Consider the following 18,899-nt stretch of genomic DNA (forward strand, 5'->3'; position numbering starts at 1 on the left):
AGCGCTAAGTAGGTAAGCAAAATAAAATCAAACTATGTTGACAAAAATAAATGAGGCTAAAACCCTCTTCTCTCTTGACTTCTGCCTTCTGTTTCCTGCCTCATCCCAACAACAAATATTTATGCCGACCTACTGATTAAGCCGTAAAAAAATAATACAAAATAATCTTTTTTGAGATATTTTATGTTTTTCTTTCCTAAGGATTACTACTAGCGATCGCTACATTGATAATGTTGTACCGAAAGCCAATAAACAAGTTGCAAAAATTTATCCAAAAACAAAGTTACTTACACATGGGGGTTTTCCTGGCAACTCTCTTGAGCATTATATTGTTAAGTTTGGTAGCACTTTCGCAGCAACCAGTTACCCTCAATTTGTTAATGACTGCCCCTGATGCCGAACCTTGGAGACAGGGTTTAATTAGAGACTTCGAGGCTGAGAACCCTGGTATTCGCATTAACCTAGTTGAAGGGCCGAATGCCACAAATTTGCTCGAAGACCTGTATACCTCATCTTTTATCTTGGGTGAATCCCCTTATGACCTGATCAATATGGATGTGATCTGGACATCCAAGTTTGCTGCTGCGGGATGGTTGCTACCTTTAGGCGATCGCATTTCTAAAGAGGAGTTGGCAGCATTTTCACCCCAGGATGTAGAAGGGGGACGTTATCAAAACCAGCTGTACCGCATTCCAGTGCGTTCTGACGTGGGAATGCTCTACTACCGGGAAGATTTAATCAAACAAGCAGGATTGCAACCGCCAGAAACCTTTGATGATTTGCTCCGAATTTCCCAAGTCTTGCAGAAGAAAAAGCAGGTAAATTGGGGCTATGTTTGGCAAGGTCGCCAATATGAAGGACTTGTGGCGATGTTTGCAGAAATCCTCGATGGCTTTGGTGGCTTCTGGGTTAAACCCGACACCCTCGAAGTTGGACTAGATCGACCAGAAACATTACAAGCCATTGAGTTTCTGCGTAGTACTATCAGGGAAGGCGTTTCTCCTCCTGGAGTCACGACCTACCAAGAAGAAGACACCCGACGCTTATTTCAAAGTGGTCAAGTAGCGTTTTTACGCAGTTGGCCCTATGCGTGGCCTTTAGCCCAGGCAGAAAATTCGCCAATCCGGGGCAAAATAGCGATTAAACCGATGGTTCATGCTCCTGGTAAGACAGGAGCGGCTTGTCTAGGGGGCTGGGGTTTAGGGATTGCGAAATCTTCTCAACATCCTGAAGAAGCTTGGAAAGCAATTAATTATTTTACCAGTCGAGAAGCACAGCGCCGATTCATTTTCAGTGCGGGCTATGTACCAAGTCGTCGGGATTTGTTTACAGCCCCAGAGATTGTTGCTAAATACCCCCACTATCCGCAGTTATTGGAGGTCGTAGACAATGCAGTTTTACGTCCACCGATCGCCCAATATGCTCAAACATCAGATATTTTACAGCGTTATCTCAGTGCCGCATTATCCGGTCGGATGAATTCGGAACGAGCAATGCAAGCTGCGGCGGCTGAAACGCGGCGATTGTTGGGGGCAGGGGGGCAGAGGGGGAGAGGAGCAGGGGAGCAGAGGAGCAGGGGAGCAGAGGAGCAGGGGGAGAAGAATTACATAGCCAGTTCCTAATTCCCAATGCCTAATGACAAATGACAAATAACAAATGACAAATGACAAATTTACATACACTCAGAAATCGAGAACAACAGACAGCCTGGATTTTACTAACACCCGCATTGCTGCTGTTGTTGTTTGTATTTGCCTACCCGATTTTACGAGCATTTTGGTTAAGCGTATTTACTAAAAATTTGGGGACAGAGTTACAACCTGTATTCTCTGGTTTAGAGAATTATGTGCGGATGGCGGGTGATGGTCGTTTTTGGCAGAGTTTGTGGGCGACAACCGTGTTCACAACAGCATCCGTAATCTCAGAACTACTACTAGGACTGGGGATTGCCCTAGTTCTCAATCAGGCGTTTGTTGGTCGGGGCATAGTGCGTACAACTGCAATTATCCCTTGGGCTTTGCCTACTGCTTTGATTGGTCTGGCGTGGACTTGGATTTTTAACGACCAGTTTGGGGTTGTGAACGATATTCTGCGGCGCTTGGGGCTGATTGAGACTGGAATTAACTGGTTAGGAGATCCAACGCTGGCAACGATCGCACTGGTTTTTGCTGATGTTTGGAAAACTACGCCGTTTATCAGTATCCTGTTGCTAGCTGGGTTGCAGTCGATATCAAAAGACCTCTATGAAGCTTATTCGGTCGATGGGGCAACTGCTTGGCAAAGCTTCCGCAATATTACCCTGCCACTGCTGCTGCCGCAGATATTAATTGCAGTGCTATTTCGGTTTGCTCAAGCTTTCGGGATTTTTGACTTGGTTGCTGTGATGACTGGGGGTGGCCCTGGTGGCGCTACGGAAGTGGTGTCATTGTACATTTACTCCACAGTGATGCGCTACTTAGATTTTGGTTATGGAGCAGCCCTGGTAGTGGTGACATTTTTAATATTAATTGCGGCGGTGGCGATCGCTAGTTTCTTACTTAACAGATACCGTGCCAAAACATCAGGAGCCATTTAAGCCATGAGTGTAACTCCCCAAGCAGTTCCAACGACTCCAAAACGAACAGGGAAAACCAAGTTTTCTCTGAAAAAAATCTTACTGTTCATCATAGTTGTATTAATAGTCCTATTTAGCCTAGCGCCAGCTCTATGGCAATTGCTGACCTCATTTAAAGTGAATGAGGATATTGCCGCCGTTCCTACTGTCTATTTCCCCACACGATTCACTTTCAATCACTACATTGAGTTATTTACCCGTCGTCCATTTTGGCGCTACATCTTCAACAGCGCCTTTGTGTCGATTACTTCTACCGCTGTAGCTTTAGCGATCGGCGCACCTGCGGCTTATGCTCTCGCACGGTTACGCCCTTGGGGTGAAAAAGTTATCCTCGCCAGCATTTTAATTGTTACCTTATTTCCTGGAATTCTCTTGTTCTTAGGACTATTAGAAATTATCCAAGCGCTGAAATTGGGCAATAATTATCTGGCGCTAATTATACCCTATACTGCGATCAATTTGCCGCTAACAATTTTAGTACTTAAAAGCTTTTTTGAACAATTACCAAAAGACTTGGAAGATTCTGCTAGGGTCGATGGCTACAACACCTTTCAACTACTGTGGCAAATCGTGCTACCCATGACCCTTCCCGCCTTAGTGACTACTGGAATCCTTACCTTTATTTTTGCTTGGAACGAGTTTATTTTTGCTCTCACGTTTATGACGCGTGAAGAGTTGAAGACAATTCCCGTGGCTGCTGCTCAGTTGGGTGGTGCGACAATATATGAAATTCCCTATGGCCCGATCGCTGCTGCTACTGTTGTGGGGACGTTACCCCTGATTTTACTAGTTTTGTTTTTCCAGCGCCGGATTGTCCAAGGTCTTACCGCTGGTGCTGTCAAGGGATAAGAGGGAGCAGGGGGAGCAGGGGAGCAGGGGAGCAGGGGGAGCAGGGGAGCAGGGGAGCAGGGGAGCAGGGGAGCAGGGGAAGCAGGGGAGCAGGGGAGCAGGGGAAGCAGGGGAGCAGGGGAGCAGGGGAGCAGGGGAAGCAGGGGAAGCAGGGGAGCAAGGGAGCAGGGGAAGCAGGGGAGCAGGGGAGCAGGGGAGCAGGGGAAGCAGGGGAAGCAGGGGAGCAAGGGGAGAAGAATTACATAGTTAGTTTCCAATGACTAATGACCAATGACAAATGACAAATGACAAATGACAAATGACAAATGACAAATGACCAATGACTAATGACAAATGACCAATGACAAATGACAAATGACAAATGACAAATGAAAAATGGCTAAACTCGAACTCAAAAACTTGAATAAAACCTACAGTCCTAAAGTCGTCCCTGTCAAAGACGTTAGTTTAACTGTAGATAACCATGAGTTTCTCACTTTACTTGGCCCTTCTGGCTGTGGCAAATCCACTGTGCTACGCATGATTGCGGGTCTTGAGGAACCGACTCGCGGTCAGATTGAGATTGGGGAGGTGGATGTCACCTATAAACGAGCAAGCGATCGCAATATTGCAATGGTATTTCAAAGCTATGCACTCTATCCTCACATGACAGTGTACGAAAACCTCGCTTCTGGACTCAAGCTGAAAAAAGTACCACCGACAGAAATTAAACAGCGAGTGGCAGAAGTAGCAGAAGTTTTAGGATTAGCAGAGTTAATGAACCGCAAACCTGGACAAATGTCTGGAGGTCAAAGGCAGCGGGTTGCTGTCGGTCGTGCTTTGGTGCGTAATGCCGATGTCTACCTGCTGGATGAACCTTTAAGTAACCTGGATGCACTATTGCGGGAACGAGTCCGAGCCGATATCAAGCAAATTTTTGCCGCCCAAAAAGTGCCAGTTGTCTACGTCACCCACGACCAAACAGAAGCGATGACGCTCTCCACGAAGGTTGCATTGCTCAACGATGGCTATGTCCAGCAACTTGACCCGCCTGACCGCATTTATAACCATCCCGCTAATCTATTTGTGGCTGGATTTGTTGGTAGTCCGCAAATGAATTTGCTGACTCTACCTTGTAAGGGACAATACGCGCTCCTGGGTAATTTCCAAGTGCTTCTCCCAGATATACCAACAGTACCACCGCAGATTGTTTTGGGAATCCGCCCCGAAAATGTCCGCATAGCTCAACCAGGTGATACCCAGACTCTTCAAGGGAAAGTGTTTTTAGTGGAAAATTTGGGTATGCACTATTTGGTCAGTGTCAAGGTTGAGGGTTCACAAACCGGAGCGATTACGGTACGTGCTTTGTTGCCAACAGATCAAAATTGGAGTAACGAGGATATTACACTAGCATTGCCCCCTGAAGATATTCACTGGTTTGATGTGCAATCTGGCCATGCTCTTGTTAAAAGACAAATGTTAGGTTAACGCAAGCAAGAGACGCGATGAATCGCCGTCTCTACAATAGACCTCTTGCATAAATAAAAAACAAAGAACCCCACCCCGCATTTGCTAACGCAAACGTTCCCCTCCCCGCAAGCCTACGGTGTACACACAAGTCTGAAGTTGTTCAAGAATCTGAGTTTTACTCCACCCTAACCACTGCTTGAATTCAATGAACAACCACCCGAATTCAATAAACGACCACCCGAATTCAATGAACGACCACCCGAATTCAATAAACAACCACCCGAATTCAATAAATGACCACCCGAATTCAATAAATGACCACCCGAATTCAATAAATGACCACCCGAATTTAATAAATGACCACCCGAATTCAATATATTTATTGCATAAATTCTCAAAACCTCACCTGAAAACTGATTTACTAAGGTTTTAGCTTTAGTTTTACCCCACCTTAACCATCACTGCGATTAAGTAGGTAATCTTTGGGAAAGAAGAAATTCGACTTGTGTATACACGGTAGCCCCGCAAGCGGGGAGGGTTTGGGGGTGGGGTGTTAGGGACTTTTGCAAGAGGTCTAATAATCAGATTTATCGTGTCTTTGCCATCGCTAGAATTTTCATCAAAAAACCTTAACCGAAGCAATCCTAGAAAGTGATGCTTGGGGATTTGCGCTACCCTAAGTCAGGAAGCCAAGGATAAATCAGATGAGAAAATGGATTTGGCTGATGCTGTTGGTGCTGATGACAGTTGCCGTGTTGGGTAGCAGAGGTAGCACGTTTTTTGAACAGCGTCCCTCACCCACAATTGTTGAGCGGATTCCAGTGAAAACACTCGAACCACAGCCATCAAGGGAAGTTGACATTACCCCCCAAGTGTCTACTGACAAGCTGTTAAACCATATCCAAAAGTTGAATTTTCAGCGCTACACCACAAAAGAGCGATCGCAAACTCGCACTTATATTACAACGGAACTGAAAAAATTCGGCTGGAAACCTAAATTAGAAAAGTTCTCTGAGGGTGTGAATATTTTTGCCGAACGTCCAGGAACGAATAAAGCCGCGAAAGCAATTCTTGTAGCAGCGCATTACGATACTGTTGCCTCTTCCCCTGGTGCTGATGATAATGCCAGTGGTGTAGCTGTAGTTCTAGAAGTCGCCCGGTTACTCGGTTCTCGTCCTACGCCACGAACCTTACAGCTAGCTTTTTTTGACCAAGAGGAAGCAGGACTTTTGGGTAGTCAGGCTTTTGTGAGTAAGACAGCACACCTGCAAAATTTAGGCGGAGCGATCGTTATGGATATGGTAGGTTACGCTTGTTACACTCCTGGTTGTCAGAAATACCCTGCCGGATTGCCTGTTACGCCACCTAGCGACAAGGGCGACTTTTTAGTGGTAGTTGGTGATACAGAACATTTATCTTTGCTGAATGCCTTTCAAAGCTCACAAAATATCCCCTCAACCGCCCTGAATAAACAAGAATCAATGCCAGCAGTTCTAACACTACCAATTCCTTTTAAAGGTTTACTGACACCAGATACCCTACGCAGCGACCATGCACCATTTTGGTACCAGGGTGTGGGTGCTGTGCTGGTGACAGATACCGCAAATTTACGCACTCCGCACTATCATAAACCTAGCGATGTGCCAGCGACTATCGAGCGATCGTTCTTCACAGGAGCAGCACAAATTGTAGTTAATGCGACTAGTGCCTTATTAGAGAAAGACCAGATTTTGGAAACTCAACCACCAAGTTAACTGATGAATTATGAATTATCTTGACTAGCTTTTGGTTCCGGGAAAGTCAACGTCCAATTATTTTTATCATTCACCTGAGAATATAAACCTTGAAGAATAAGGCGTAGAGTTTTTCGAGTTCTAATCGGCTTCTTTACCAAATAAGTTCCTGGTTCAGCAAAGATATCATCAAAGTTTTGTTTATGACCAAATTGTTTTGAACAGTAACTACCAGCACCTTGGACTGTTAACACAAAAAATGGCGCTTGTTTGTATTCATCAGGAATCATAAAGATTCCATATACATGATGACGACCACGCCACGGCTGAACACTAACCTTAGTAGCGTGTACTTGGAATTTTGTAGTTTTGGATGCGATAAAAGCCTCGAAATTGCAATCAGAATCATTCACAGGCCACCACAGTGTAATAATACTCAGAGAGAGCAGAAAAATTAAAATATATGGGAGTCTGCGACGCATAAAGCCAAGAAAAATTGTTGATGCGGCTGGTAGAATTTGATGAGTAACAATCGTGCAGCTACAGCAATCAGACTATTCACCTGCAACACCTCTGCAAAACGTTTTAAAGTGCAAAGACAAAACATTAAGCAGTCGGTTTAATTTTCCTGTCAAAAAAATTGCAGATTGTAGATGCGTAGTTTACCGCCGTAGGCATCGCTTCCCCTGTTCTAGTAGCTCCGTTACAGTATTAAACCTAGCTGAGAAACAATCGAGCTTTTGTGGCTGTTAACACTGATTTATGCTCAAATTTTTAACTGTGATGAATTCTACAATTCGTTACTTTTGTTATGCTTGTAATATGGCTCTGTTTGCATCAGTAGATGCTTTGAGGAGATTAAAACATAGACGTAGCCCGTACTTCTCTACGAGACGCTGCGCGTAACTTGCTTCTACGTTCGTGGAGCGTGCCGTAGGCAAATACGACAAAGCTACTTCTCTGCGTTCGCGCAGCGTGTCGCAGATAGAGGCTGCGCCATAAGCGTAGCTATTTACGACTGCACTCAGCACAAGTCAGTGACCATCGTAGACATTGCCATCAAGTTAAGAAAAAATTTACTTTTATTTCTAGACAATTATTGGGGTAGTCAAATACACAAATATCCGTTATATTCCCGTAAGTAACAGTTGGTATAAAAGTTTATGGGAAAAAGTTGGAGAAGTCTTAAGACAGTTGCGGGTTTATTTAGCGCGATCGCACTTACACAGTTCGGGGCAAATACTGCGGCCATTGCAGCTGACACAGTTGTTGTGCGTTTGGGTTTATTTACAGAATCCATCTCTGTTACTGAGTTGCAAAAAGCTGTAAAAACAGGAAAATTGCCTGGGAGTTTACAGTCTTTATCTGAAGAACAACGCCGCTTCTTCTTGGGGGCGCTGGGTATGAATATACCTATGAATGTTGTCACACTTGATAAGTTAATTAATACCCAGATTGGTACAACTATTCTCAATGACTTTGCCACAGCCTTAGCCCGAAAGGATAAAGCTGGAGTACAAGCATTGAGAGCAGGATTGGTATTAGGTTCTACTGCACCGCAAGGTCTTTCTATACTGAGTTTTATTGCTGCTTATCCTAGTAAACGCTTAGAAATTGATTTGCCAAAGGCTTGGCTTGTTGCAGGGAATTTAAATACCGCTTTTTGGCGTACCCAGCAATTCATGTTAGCGATCGCTCCCCAACTCGACCCGATAACAGCACATCCGAGAACACCGCAGATTGCTTTCCCTTTTGATCCCAGCCAACCAGGAAGCGCCCAAGTAAAAATACTCAACTTAAGTCTGAACGATCAAAAGCGCGATCGTAAAATCCCAGTTGATATTTACTGGTCAACTGCTGCAACTCCCGACAAACCCGTAATTGTCTTTTCTCACGGCTTCGGATCGGTTCGCACGGACTTGCGTTACCTAGCAGAACATTTAGCATCCCACGGTTATGTAGTAGCAGCTTTAGAACATCCCGGTAGTAATGAGGCAAATGCTAACCTAGCATTTCAAGGCAAAACCAGAGTTATGAAGCCTGAAGAGTTTTTGTATCGTCCTCAAGATATTAGTTTTGTCCTCGACGAATTAGAAAAACTCAACCAAACAGCTAATCATCCCCTGCAAGGGAAACTTGCAACCACAAACGCGATGGTTGTTGGCTATTCTTTTGGTGGTGGCACAGCTTTAGCACTTGCTGGGGCCGAGTTACAACTAGAACATCTCAAACAACGCTGCAAAAAGAACCTGACTATCTTGAGTTTGGGAGAAAATATGCAGTGCATCGCTCAAGAACTACCAGAAAATAGCTATCAACTACGAGATCCCAGAATCAAACAGGCGATCGCTCTCAATCCCACAACTTCTCTGATTTTTGGCGAAACTGGGTTAACTAAGATACAAGTTCCTACCATAGTGTTAGCAGGTTCCGCCGATAAAACTACCCCAGCTTTAACTGAACAAATTGTCGGATTTGAAAAAATCCCATCCCCAAAATGGCTAGTTGGTATAATTGGGGGTACTCATCTCAGTGTAAAAGACCCCAGTAAGACTTTGGATCAGATCGGACAACCAAATACACCGATTAGTGGCGGTGAAGTTGTCGGTGAACAAGCAGCAGATATTCGCAAGTACGTTAAAGCTCTAACCTTGGCCTTTGCTTTCCAGATGACTCCAGAAGCTAAAAACTATGCTATCTTCCTGACACCAGACTATGCTCAGTTTGCTTCAACTGCCGCATTTCCATTTCGTCTAATTACGCAGATTCCTCCTGAAGCTATGGCAGTGGTGAAAGAATTTGTTGAGAAATAAGAGACTTCCAATAAACAAATATAGGACTTACGTATCATACATATTGACTATACTAATTTTGGGCTTTGGAGCCATGTCTAACACCCAGAACAGTAAATATGCAACAAAATCGGGGTTGCAATCAGCACCTGAAATATAAATTTGACTTAATGCATATTATGGTTAATTGGTATAGTGCTGTAAGTCCTAAAATATTTAATTTTGTGAGTAGCTTACTTAAGAATAGAGATATAAACGGTAGAAGTCGCCGCTCATTCTGCCTCCCCTTTTTATTTTTATTTTTAGACCAAATAAATATGCTGTGATTAATATACAGTTTATACAATTGGCCTTATACCAATTCTGTGTAAAATTTTTATTTACTACAAGTGTATTACCTTGATAGTAGCCCTAAAGTTGCTGTTAAATCTACACCAAATTTTCACAGTAAAAATAACTATTTACACATAAAATTTATAATATATTCATAAAAATAACAGAAGCTTAAGAGTGTAAAAAACGAGGAGTAGATGCCGAATAATGATGATACATACGTATCCTATAGAAATCGTAAATTCTTTTTGAAAAACTCTCTCAATTAATTGTAGAGTGTATTAGCAAAGTGTAGTACGCGCTACACGTATTTCAATATTCAAATATTAGTTCTGAAGCTATAGCGTTTCCTAATCACATGAGGTACATCTTAGCCCCCTCTCAAAGAGCGGGGAGGGGGTTGGGGGTGGGGTTCTTGTACCTCACAAGGGCCGAGAACCGCTATAACATATTACAAACTAATTTCAAAACAAATGAAAATAAGTTATTTGATGCGAAATATGTTTGTGTATGTAGTGAGGTAACTTACTTTAAGTTCGCAAAACAAAATGGGCGATCGTTGTTATCTTTTGCAAGTCACATATTAACCAAAAATCAACAACAAAGGGCTTGTTTTATTTACTTAAATAATTAGTTTTACCTATATGTGTATTGTAAAACTAATTTGGGATTCAGAATTAAACAATTATTCCATTTCACTCAAGCTTATGCAACTCTATACAACTCGTGAAATTGAACAACTCCAGCAACACGAAGACCTTTCTGCCTTAATTGAAATTATGGAGTGGGTGAAAAATTTTTTAGGAAGGCCTCATCCTAACTTAGGTAGACCCGGCGCAGTTTGCCCCTTTGTACCTTACTCTCTTAAATCAAATAGTATTCGTCTAGCAGTTATTCACACAAAAGATTTGTATCCAGAACAATTAGAAGAAATTGTTGGACGCTATCGAGATATATTTCTGCAAATAGATGTTAAAGAGCAGGAATTAGCAATTAATAAAGCTTTTTTACTTATTTTTCCTGACATCCATATAGAAGACGCTTCTACAGTAGTAGATAGTGTCCAACAAAAACTTAAACCTTTGTTTGTTGAGTCAGGACTGATGATAGGAGAATTTCATAAACGTAATGAAAGTCCTGGTCTGCACAACCCAAATTTTCGTCCACTTTGTAGCCCCATCCCCTTGTTGGCTATTCGGTTTATGGTTGAAGCTGACCTCCCTTTTCTTCAGAATCCAGCCGACCCACACTTACGTATTCGGTATTTGGAAGCTTATTTAAATAATTTTGAGCATAAATTTACAGATGAAACAAAGTTTAAGAATGCTCATCAAGCATTGGCTTTAGCAAAAGAACAAATTAAACAAGAAAATTTGGTGAGTTCTTGTATATAACAAATGTTTTAATTCAGGGCTAGTGATTGAGCATGGGTATGGAGGGTTAACAGTCTTTTCAATTCGCTGCACCTTGAAATAAGTGGAATAAAAATGACGAATTTACTGCTAGTTGCAATCGCTTAGTGCAGATAGCATAAAATTGTCATCAAGATGTAAATTATCGTACTACAGTAGAAGCGATCGCTAATTATCAATTAGTCAATATCAATACTTCAACAACTTCACTCTGATTTGTAATAATTGCGCACACATTTTTGTGAAGAAATTTAGGATTGCTATATTATTTGTGATATAAAAAAGCAAATAATTTGGTAAATAAAATGGCGAAAGAAATAGAGCGTAAATATTTAGTGAGAGGAGATAGCTGGAGAGGATTAGCTGAAGGTAGTGTATATCGTCAAGGATACATTGCTACGGAAGACAAAGCAACTGTACGTATACGTGTAGTAGGTGAAAAAAGTTATTTGACTATTAAAGGCCCCAATATTAAATATTCGAGATTAGAGTTTGAATATCCTATTCCTGTTAAAGATGCTCAAGAAATACTTGAGATATTATGTCAACGTCCCTTTATAGAAAAAACCAGATATAAAATAGAGTCTGGTGGTTTGATTTGGGAAATAGATGAGTTTGATGGTGTTAATAAAGGACTGATATTAGCAGAAGTTGAACTCACTGATGAAAATCAGCAAATTGAATTACCGAACTGGATTGGACAAGAAGTTTCTGATGACTCCAGATATTTCAACAGCAATTTAGTAAAATACCCTTTTTCACAATGGTAATAGCCTGATTCTGACTCTTGAATTCTGACTTCTGACTTCTTCAACAGATATTGATTTTAACTGCTTCTTGACAACAGGATGCTTATTTCGTTGCGTAATTGATTCCTTGGGAGTCTCATTAGGAAATACCGTATCTACGGACGTGTAATTACTTGGTTAGCAAATCAAGAAAGTATAAAAATTCTAGTATATTTTCGCCTATCAATTCAGCATTAGTCCCAATAGGATGTAGCGAAATACATATCACTCGCCAGATTAACAGGTGCGTTCTTAGCTAAATGACCATTAAGAAACCTTTGCTAATCAAGCAACCGGAAGTTGGAAAGCTCATCCATGAATTTCGTGGCATAACTAGTCTTACCCAAGAACAGTTTGCAGCATCTTTAGGTATAACTTATTCGACGGTAAACCGTTGGGAGAAAGAACATCCCAAGTCTTCATCTCTAGCTATGCAAAAGATTGAGGGGATGTTAAAGCAGATGGGTGAGCTGGGGCAGAAAGTCTCGGTGAAGTATTTGTCGAATTAGAAAGCAGGCTGAGAGGCAAATTAATTGAAGTTACTTTCCCCCAATTAACAGGTTATCGCTACGACATAACCACAAACAACTCAATTCTAATTTTATCGATGTTTGCAGATATGCATATTTGGCGGATTACTCAACCTTTGGGTTTGAGTTTACCGTAGCCGATATTTTTTGCAATTTTGAAGACGAGTTTAGGTTAAAAACGCGCAAAAACTCCCAAAATTTTTTTCTTAATTGAGCGCCAATATTTTTCAGTCAACCTTATCTGAACTGTACAATGTTTGATTATTCTACCCCCGCTTTAGCTACATATCTTAATATTTCTTCGCCAAGAGCAGCTTGCACTAACGGCAGCAAAGTTGCGGTCATCAATACTGAAGGTGTATGGGAAGTAGAAAGTAATGGGACGAAAAAACTAATCCCAAACTCTAATTACGATGCTCGTGACATTGTAGCAATTGACGGCAAAACTTATGTATTAGCCGTTCCAACAGGACTAGTAAAAATAAAAACTGACGGAACTAGGCAAAAAATAGTTAGCAATACAGCTAATTCAAAGACACGGGTAAAATTTTTGCAAAATTGGATTATTTACCAGTCTGCAAATACTCTATCAATTTATGACAAAAACCTCAATTTTAAAGCCAAACAGAGTTATGGCGTAACTGAGGTAATGGATTTTGAGTATAAAAACGGGTATCTCTACACTAGTGGCTACCAGCAACAAAAGAGGTTAGGCATTCCCGTCCAAATAGCTTTTCTTTACCGAATGGTTTTCGACGGAGCGAAAATATTTGCTTTGGCAAATTTAGCAGGAAATAACCAAGGCAAGCTTTGGGGCTACAATTCTGCTGCTCTTGCTAACGATATGGCAGATACAAGACTTAACCGATTACATATTTATGAAGACAAGCTTTATGTCCTCGGTTCAGTTTATGGGGGTAACTCAATCTACAGGTGGAATGGCAAAGACTTATTAACAAAGACTTTGATAACCACAGACTCCTATACCAATGCTGCACAAACCCGTGATGAGACAAAGGTATATATAGGAACTGTTAATCTGACTAATTTTACTGTCGAGCGCGGCCAGCTAAGTATTCCAAGAAGGCCTACAACTGCGGGGATGGGAGACGGCGCTAGCAATTTCCCTAAAACTATTTACTCAGATGGCAGTAAAATTTTTGTGGGTTCCTCTGCTGCTTATGCGATCGCCAATAGAGATAATCAAACCTTCATGGGTAAACCCATCTCGCCTTACCGTGGAGATGCATCTCTTTTAGTTGTCTCCAAAAACCTAATGACTCGCCACGCTTGGGTAACACCGGGAAATGGTGAAGTATTGCTATTTACTGATAAGTTTGCAGTCATCAAAACAAATAATAAAATCAATGACTTGGCTACAAATGTAGGAACTGCCCAAACATTACCAACAAATACTTATTTCGTTAAGTTTTAATTGAGCAACTAGATTGTAGAGACTCTCGTTGCTCAATTCTTTTTTGCAGAAAACTGTCAGCCAATACAGTTCAGATAAACCCAAAACCCGGATGTAGAGACGCGATTTATCGTGTCTGTAAAGACCAATTATCTACACCAATAACCCTTAACCCAGGCTTCTGGGACTATGAGCAAGATTAATTATTAGTTTTGTTCGCGTATATTTTACGCGAACAAGTTACTTTTTTATCCAAAGCCTAATACGTACTTTACATAACTATAATATGCATAGCAAGCTTGTTAAGCTAAAAGTTTTGCCCTGTCTCATCTAACTCTTATTCGATGCAGGATATATTATTTTAACCATTGATGACAAGAACTATACTTGTCCTTTATTTTTTTGAGAAAGTTTTCGCCACAGGCTGCATTTTATTCAAGGTAATATCAATAAATTTTAATAACCCCTTGTTTTTTAGCACAATCTATGTAAATCTCATAAATATATAATACGGTAAGCCGATACACTTATCGTATTATACTAGAAAATTAGGTGGGTTAGCCAATCAACTCAAAATTTAGTGGCAAGTAAACTTTTTAGGAGATGTAATCGTGACCCGGATTTCTCACAAGTGAGAAATCCAGGGGTTTAGTAGCTAGGTTGATTCCTGACCCTGGATTTGCATTTAATTTTGAGTAGAGAAATTGGTGATGATGATGCTCATGCGATCGCCTTTTTTTAACGAAGCATTGACTTTACAGGAAGCGATACCATCGACAATATCCGTAATGAAAAGTTACTTAACAATGCACAAGTTAGAGATTTTATTAACAAGCAGTATTAAGGGCGAATACTACCTGTATTTTAAAGATAGCGAAAGAATGAAGAATGACAAATTTGTTACTTCGTCTTTCCTAAATTAGGAGTTACTAAACTTAAAATTGAACATTCGTGGAGGTCAAATCATGTTTTCTGGAAAAATTGAAAAAGAATTATTTGATGGAGAAATTTGGTCAATTTGGCAAACAACTAAATTACCAGATCATCTACAGTTATTAGTGGATCAAGAACTAGGAAAACGCGATATCTGGGAATTGCAGTCTCAAAAGCCTGACAATCAGCCTATTTATCCAAATCTCTATGATGACTCTAGTCATTCAACAAATATTTAACAAAAGAGGCAGTTCTTGCGTAGGGCAGGATAGCGTAGCGGTAGCGAGTCCGTGAGCGTCGGCTAGAGGAATACTACCCTACTCAAGAACTACTGTAGTAAATTACGGGCTGAAAGTAAGGGTTTAAGTCCCCTATCAAAATCTTCTCTTATTCCCACTCTTAACCAAACTGGCTATGCAGTAAGACTATTATTATTAGTTATTTTGGGCGATAGTATGGCACTCCGTTGCTTAATTTTCACTATGCTAAATTGAGTTCTGTGCGACTGGTAGAGGGATAAACGGGTTTAAGTCTCCCACCAAATTTTGATATTTGCTGGGAGACTATAAAGTAAAGTGGTGGGTCTAAATTATCCACTGATTGCATTCTGAATTTTGACTTCTCTATTTAATTAATGCGAAATCGAATTCATGCTGCAAATCCCTCGCCAATTTATTTTACGTAGCAAGAGAAGGAATTAAGATTAATGGCACATCTATTTGAACCATTCAAGATTCGTGAAGTTGTTTTTCGCAACCGCATCGCCGTTTCACCGATGTGTCAATATTCCAGTACAAATGGATATGCTAATGATTGGCACGTTATTCATCTAGCTTCTCGCGCAGTTGGCGGTGCAGGAATAGTGTTCACAGAAGCGGCAGCTGTGGAGGCGCGTGGACGCATTAGCCCGCAAGATTTGGGAATTTGGTCAGATTCACATATCGAAACTTTAGCCAAGACTGTGGCATTAATTCATAACTTTGGCGCTGTTGCAGGTATTCAACTAGCTCATGCAGGTAGAAAAGCCAGCACTGCCAAACCGAGTAAAGGAGGGAAAGCACTAGATGAATCTCAGGAAGGTTGGCGGCCCTTAGTTTCGAGTAGTGCGATCGCTTTTAGCCAAGATAGTCCAGTTCCAGAAGCCCTAAATCTTGAAGGAATTCAAGAAGTTATTGATGCTTTTGCCCAAGCTGCCAAACGTTCTTTACAAGCTGGTTTTAAGGTAGTGGAAATCCATGCTGCCCACGGTTATCTACTGCACCAATTTCTCTCGCCTCTTTCTAACCACCGTCAAGATGATTATGGTGGCAGCTTTGAAAATCGGACTCGTCTGCTTAGAGAAATAGTTCAAGCAGTCCGAGAGGTTTGGCCCCAGACACATCCACTCTGGGTACGCATCTCCGCCACTGATTGGGTAGATAATGATGGCTGGGACATTGAGCAAAGTATTGCTTTAAGTGACAAACTCAAGTCTTTAGGAGTCGATCTCATCGATACTTCATCAGGCGGTATTATACCGGGCGTTCATATCCCAATTAAATCTGGCTATCAGACTCAGTTTGCCGAACGCATCCGCCGCGAAGCTAATATTCATACAGGAGCCGTGGGTTTAATTACATCCCCTGAACAAGCTGACGAGATTATTCGTACAGAAGTCGCTGATCTAGTTTTGTTGGGACGCGAACTACTCCGCAATCCTTACTGGCCACATCTGGCAGCCAAACAACTTGGACACGATAAACTCTGGCCTGTTCAATACGATCGCGCTTGGCTGTGATGTCAACTGTGTTTAATTGAGCATCAACCACCTCAAACCTTTGCTGTTTAGCGCTAGGGGTTGGGCTATTCGACCAAACATGGTATAGTATGCATTCTGGTCGTAGTGCCCACTTTTTTTTGATTCAATACTAAGCATACAAACTTTCTGAGTTGCTAACATTAAGCTTTGCTAATATTATTTCAAGGCTGGTGATATGCAAGTCTGCTAAAACTTCATCAAAAAAATTAGTAGAGACATTGAAATGCAATGTTTCTACCAATGCCCTCATCGGTTCAAATTATCTTAATCCAAAGGTAATAAAAAAGCACTATGAACAGAGTGAACGCAAAGCGGACTTACGCCCTAACAACTAGAAACGTCTATCCCCCTTAACCTAGTTCTCACCCTCGGAAAACAATAATCGAATCCAGCTTCTAAAACTTAGATTGAATCAAGGTTTGAGGCTTTATTTTTTAACAGAAACTAAAATTTATAGACAAAAAGTCAAAGCCAAAGCCTCATAAGAGGTTGTTTTAAAAATATTTGGCTGTGATTTTAGGCACTTATTGATCCCCCCTAACCCCCCTTAAAAAAAAGGGGGAACCGGAATCAAAGTCCTCTTTTTTAAGGAGGATTTAGGAGGATCTAGAACTTTTTGATACCAACAAGAGGACTTTTAAAACATCCTCTAAACCTTTGGGTTATTGCCTTCTCCAAAAGTGACAAAAGAGGATTAAAAAGAGGCTTAGGGGATCTCTTGTGGGCAAGTTCTAACAACGAACGAAGGATGAAAACCTTAAACAGGGTTGCTGTAATTTTCAAATAGGGAAAAGCTGATGATACCAAGTAATAGAGAAAAAATCCGAAAAGACAAGCCAAAGTTTTTTTTTGAACTTCCCCCTGCACTTAAATCTGTAAATTTTTCTTGCTTCGTTATTGGACAAAGCTTATCTTTTTTTGGGTCTTGGATGACTCAAATTGCTTTAGTATGGCTAGTTTATCAAATAACTAATTCGGCTGTATTGGTTGGTGTAGCTGGATTTACAAATCAAGCTATGGGCTTAATTATTACACCCTTGGTAGGAGTATTGCTAGATCGCTGGAACTTACGATATGTTCTATTAACTACTCAGCTAGTATCTATTCTGCTATCTTCTATCTTAACTTTTTTAACTCTTAGCAATAACATCAATGTTGCATGGATTATTGCCATAGGGACGATTCAGGGAATTGTAAAAGCTTTCGATTTACCAGCACGCCAAGTAATTATTCCCAGACTTTTGGATCGGAAATCAGATACTTATAGTGCAATGGCTTCCCATTCATTCTTGATTAATACAGCGAAGTTCGTTAGCCCGATGATTGGGGGTTTACTGATTGCTAGGTCTGGTGCAGCTTCCTGTTTTTTAGTAGATAGTATCAGCTATCTACCATTTCTATCTGCAATCTTAACTATCAAAGTCAACCCAGTTATCAATAATTCCTTATCTCAAAAACCCCAAATGTGGAAAAACCTTAAAGAAGGGTTTGTTTACGCATACGAATTTTTACCAATTAAATATTTATTGATATTACAAATTATTATTTGTTTTATGGGAATGACTCATGTCAATCTAGTGCCGATTTTTGCTCAAGAAGTACTAAATGGTAACGCTGAAACTATGGGTTTTTTGATGACAGCTTCGGCTTTGGGTTCCATAGTTTCAGGTATTTATCTCATCTCTAGAAAAAATGTTATGGGACTGGGAAAAATTATAGCAATCTCTGCCGCACTTTTAGGTTTAGGTTTAATAGGTTTTTCTCGCTCAACAAATTTAGAGATTTGTCTAATACTCATGTTTATCATCGGCATGAATAATACTCTAGCCTTGGCTTCAATCAGTAACTTTATGCAATCAATTCTCCTTGATGAAGATAAAAGAGGTCGAGTAACTAGTATATTTACAACTGGTTTTTTAGGAATTCTGCCTTTTGGTAATTTATTTTTCGGAGCATTGGCAGGTTACTTTGGCGTTGATAATTCTTTATTATTTGGCGGTGTTTGTTGTATTTTGGGAGCATATTTCTTTAGTAGACAACTGCCCAAAATAAGAAAAATAGTGCATCCAATTTATGCAGAGTTGGGCTTAATTACCCAGCCCAATAAAGGCTAATTCCATGTCTACGAGGGCTTACACCTAGTTCTCTCAACTCAACTTTTCAACAACAACCGCCTTTGAGACTCGATGAAAACCCATTGCGTCGCGTTTCATGCACAGTCTCAAGCAGAGAATACGACGCTGTGCGCCTGTTT

The 18,899-nt window shown here is 41.0% G+C and carries 16 protein-coding genes; 14 read left to right on the top strand and 2 right to left on the bottom strand.

Going from position 1 to position 18,899, the window contains the following annotated elements; genetic code table 11:
• Nucleotides 1–230: 230 nt before the first annotated feature.
• From V7K61_RS27975 to V7K61_RS28000, 6 genes are all read left to right on the top strand, one after another.
• Entirely contained in the window at nucleotides 231–1,622 is a 1,392-nt protein-coding gene (locus V7K61_RS27975; protein ID WP_335058538.1) for an ABC transporter substrate-binding protein, read from the top strand.
• Between the two features lie 41 nt (nucleotides 1,623–1,663).
• The gene (locus tag V7K61_RS27980) at nucleotides 1,664–2,575 is read left to right on the top strand and encodes a carbohydrate ABC transporter permease (RefSeq protein ID WP_335058540.1); all 912 of its coding nucleotides are present in this window, start codon (nucleotides 1,664–1,666) and stop codon (nucleotides 2,573–2,575) included.
• A gap of 3 nt (nucleotides 2,576–2,578) precedes the next feature.
• A complete protein-coding gene (locus tag V7K61_RS27985) occupies nucleotides 2,579–3,463 on the top strand; it encodes a carbohydrate ABC transporter permease (RefSeq protein ID WP_335058542.1) in 885 nt (294 codons plus the stop codon).
• Nucleotides 3,447–3,713, top strand: coding sequence for a hypothetical protein (locus V7K61_RS27990; RefSeq protein WP_335058544.1), 267 nt, complete (start codon nucleotides 3,447–3,449; stop codon nucleotides 3,711–3,713). The genes V7K61_RS27985 and V7K61_RS27990 overlap by 17 nt, the downstream gene beginning before the upstream one ends.
• A 125-nt stretch (nucleotides 3,714–3,838) precedes the next feature.
• Complete coding sequence (locus V7K61_RS27995) at nucleotides 3,839–4,930, top strand: ABC transporter ATP-binding protein (protein ID WP_335058546.1); 1,092 nt, start codon at nucleotides 3,839–3,841, stop codon at nucleotides 4,928–4,930.
• Between the two features lie 686 nt (nucleotides 4,931–5,616).
• Nucleotides 5,617–6,666 (top strand): M28 family peptidase, encoded by a 1,050-nt coding sequence (locus tag V7K61_RS28000; RefSeq protein ID WP_335058548.1) that lies wholly within the window; start codon nucleotides 5,617–5,619, stop codon nucleotides 6,664–6,666.
• 8 nt (nucleotides 6,667–6,674) lie between these two features.
• On the opposite strand, the gene V7K61_RS28005 is transcribed toward V7K61_RS28000, so the two are convergent.
• Entirely contained in the window at nucleotides 6,675–7,127 is a 453-nt protein-coding gene (locus V7K61_RS28005) for a hypothetical protein (protein WP_334880129.1), read from the bottom strand.
• Between the two features lie 327 nt (nucleotides 7,128–7,454).
• Nucleotides 7,455–7,676, bottom strand: a complete 222-nt coding sequence (locus V7K61_RS28010; RefSeq protein WP_335058550.1) for a hypothetical protein — start codon at nucleotides 7,674–7,676, stop codon at nucleotides 7,455–7,457.
• A gap of 132 nt (nucleotides 7,677–7,808) precedes the next feature.
• Between V7K61_RS28010 and V7K61_RS28015 the strand changes: the two genes are divergently transcribed.
• The 8 genes from V7K61_RS28015 (at nucleotide 7,809) to V7K61_RS28050 (ending at nucleotide 18,759) form a co-directional block, all read left to right on the top strand.
• On the top strand, nucleotides 7,809–9,458 hold the full coding sequence (locus tag V7K61_RS28015) for an alpha/beta hydrolase (RefSeq protein WP_335058552.1): 1,650 nt from the start codon (nucleotides 7,809–7,811) through the stop codon (nucleotides 9,456–9,458).
• A 1,019-nt stretch (nucleotides 9,459–10,477) separates the two neighbouring features.
• Nucleotides 10,478–11,164, top strand: coding sequence for a DUF6875 domain-containing protein (locus V7K61_RS28020; RefSeq protein WP_335058554.1), 687 nt, complete (start codon nucleotides 10,478–10,480; stop codon nucleotides 11,162–11,164).
• A gap of 323 nt (nucleotides 11,165–11,487) precedes the next feature.
• On the top strand, nucleotides 11,488–11,952 hold the full coding sequence (locus V7K61_RS28025; protein WP_335058556.1) for a CYTH domain-containing protein: 465 nt from the start codon (nucleotides 11,488–11,490) through the stop codon (nucleotides 11,950–11,952).
• 278 nt (nucleotides 11,953–12,230) lie between these two features.
• Nucleotides 12,231–12,479, top strand: a complete 249-nt coding sequence (locus tag V7K61_RS28030) for a helix-turn-helix domain-containing protein (RefSeq protein WP_335058558.1) — start codon at nucleotides 12,231–12,233, stop codon at nucleotides 12,477–12,479.
• A 274-nt stretch (nucleotides 12,480–12,753) separates the two neighbouring features.
• The gene (locus tag V7K61_RS28035; protein ID WP_335058560.1) at nucleotides 12,754–13,935 is read left to right on the top strand and encodes a hypothetical protein; all 1,182 of its coding nucleotides are present in this window, start codon (nucleotides 12,754–12,756) and stop codon (nucleotides 13,933–13,935) included.
• A 944-nt stretch (nucleotides 13,936–14,879) separates the two neighbouring features.
• Nucleotides 14,880–15,086, top strand: a complete 207-nt coding sequence (locus V7K61_RS28040) for a hypothetical protein (RefSeq protein WP_292730903.1) — start codon at nucleotides 14,880–14,882, stop codon at nucleotides 15,084–15,086.
• 467 nt (nucleotides 15,087–15,553) lie between these two features.
• The gene (namA, locus tag V7K61_RS28045) at nucleotides 15,554–16,624 is read left to right on the top strand and encodes an NADPH dehydrogenase NamA (protein ID WP_335058562.1); all 1,071 of its coding nucleotides are present in this window, start codon (nucleotides 15,554–15,556) and stop codon (nucleotides 16,622–16,624) included.
• Between the two features lie 818 nt (nucleotides 16,625–17,442).
• Nucleotides 17,443–18,759 carry an MFS transporter gene (locus V7K61_RS28050; RefSeq protein ID WP_335058564.1) on the top strand — a complete coding sequence of 439 codons (1,317 nt, stop codon included), beginning with the start codon at nucleotides 17,443–17,445 and terminating at the stop codon, nucleotides 18,757–18,759.
• Nucleotides 18,760–18,899: the final 140 nt, after the last annotated feature.

This window comes from Nostoc sp. (assembly GCF_036918015.1).
GTDB lineage: Bacteria > Cyanobacteriota > Cyanobacteriia > Cyanobacteriales > Nostocaceae > Nostoc.

What these genes read in the sequence shown, in the direction of transcription:
- V7K61_RS27975 (WP_335058538.1), top strand. Translation starts at nt 231, where the DNA reads ATGTTGTACCGAAAGCCAATAAACAAGTTGCAAAAATTTATCCAAAAA.
- V7K61_RS27980 (WP_335058540.1), top strand. Translation starts at nt 1,664, where the DNA reads ATGACAAATTTACATACACTCAGAAATCGAGAACAACAGACAGCCTGG.
- V7K61_RS27985 (WP_335058542.1), top strand. Translation starts at nt 2,579, where the DNA reads ATGAGTGTAACTCCCCAAGCAGTTCCAACGACTCCAAAACGAACAGGG.
- V7K61_RS27995 (WP_335058546.1), top strand. Translation starts at nt 3,839, where the DNA reads ATGGCTAAACTCGAACTCAAAAACTTGAATAAAACCTACAGTCCTAAA.
- V7K61_RS28000 (WP_335058548.1), top strand. Translation starts at nt 5,617, where the DNA reads ATGAGAAAATGGATTTGGCTGATGCTGTTGGTGCTGATGACAGTTGCC.
- V7K61_RS28005 (WP_334880129.1), bottom strand. Translation starts at nt 7,127, where the DNA reads ATGCGTCGCAGACTCCCATATATTTTAATTTTTCTGCTCTCTCTGAGT.
- V7K61_RS28015 (WP_335058552.1), top strand. Translation starts at nt 7,809, where the DNA reads ATGGGAAAAAGTTGGAGAAGTCTTAAGACAGTTGCGGGTTTATTTAGC.
- V7K61_RS28020 (WP_335058554.1), top strand. Translation starts at nt 10,478, where the DNA reads ATGCAACTCTATACAACTCGTGAAATTGAACAACTCCAGCAACACGAA.
- V7K61_RS28025 (WP_335058556.1), top strand. Translation starts at nt 11,488, where the DNA reads ATGGCGAAAGAAATAGAGCGTAAATATTTAGTGAGAGGAGATAGCTGG.
- V7K61_RS28030 (WP_335058558.1), top strand. Translation starts at nt 12,231, where the DNA reads ATGACCATTAAGAAACCTTTGCTAATCAAGCAACCGGAAGTTGGAAAG.
- V7K61_RS28035 (WP_335058560.1), top strand. Translation starts at nt 12,754, where the DNA reads ATGTTTGATTATTCTACCCCCGCTTTAGCTACATATCTTAATATTTCT.
- V7K61_RS28040 (WP_292730903.1), top strand. Translation starts at nt 14,880, where the DNA reads ATGTTTTCTGGAAAAATTGAAAAAGAATTATTTGATGGAGAAATTTGG.
- namA (WP_335058562.1), top strand. Translation starts at nt 15,554, where the DNA reads ATGGCACATCTATTTGAACCATTCAAGATTCGTGAAGTTGTTTTTCGC.
- V7K61_RS28050 (WP_335058564.1), top strand. Translation starts at nt 17,443, where the DNA reads ATGATACCAAGTAATAGAGAAAAAATCCGAAAAGACAAGCCAAAGTTT.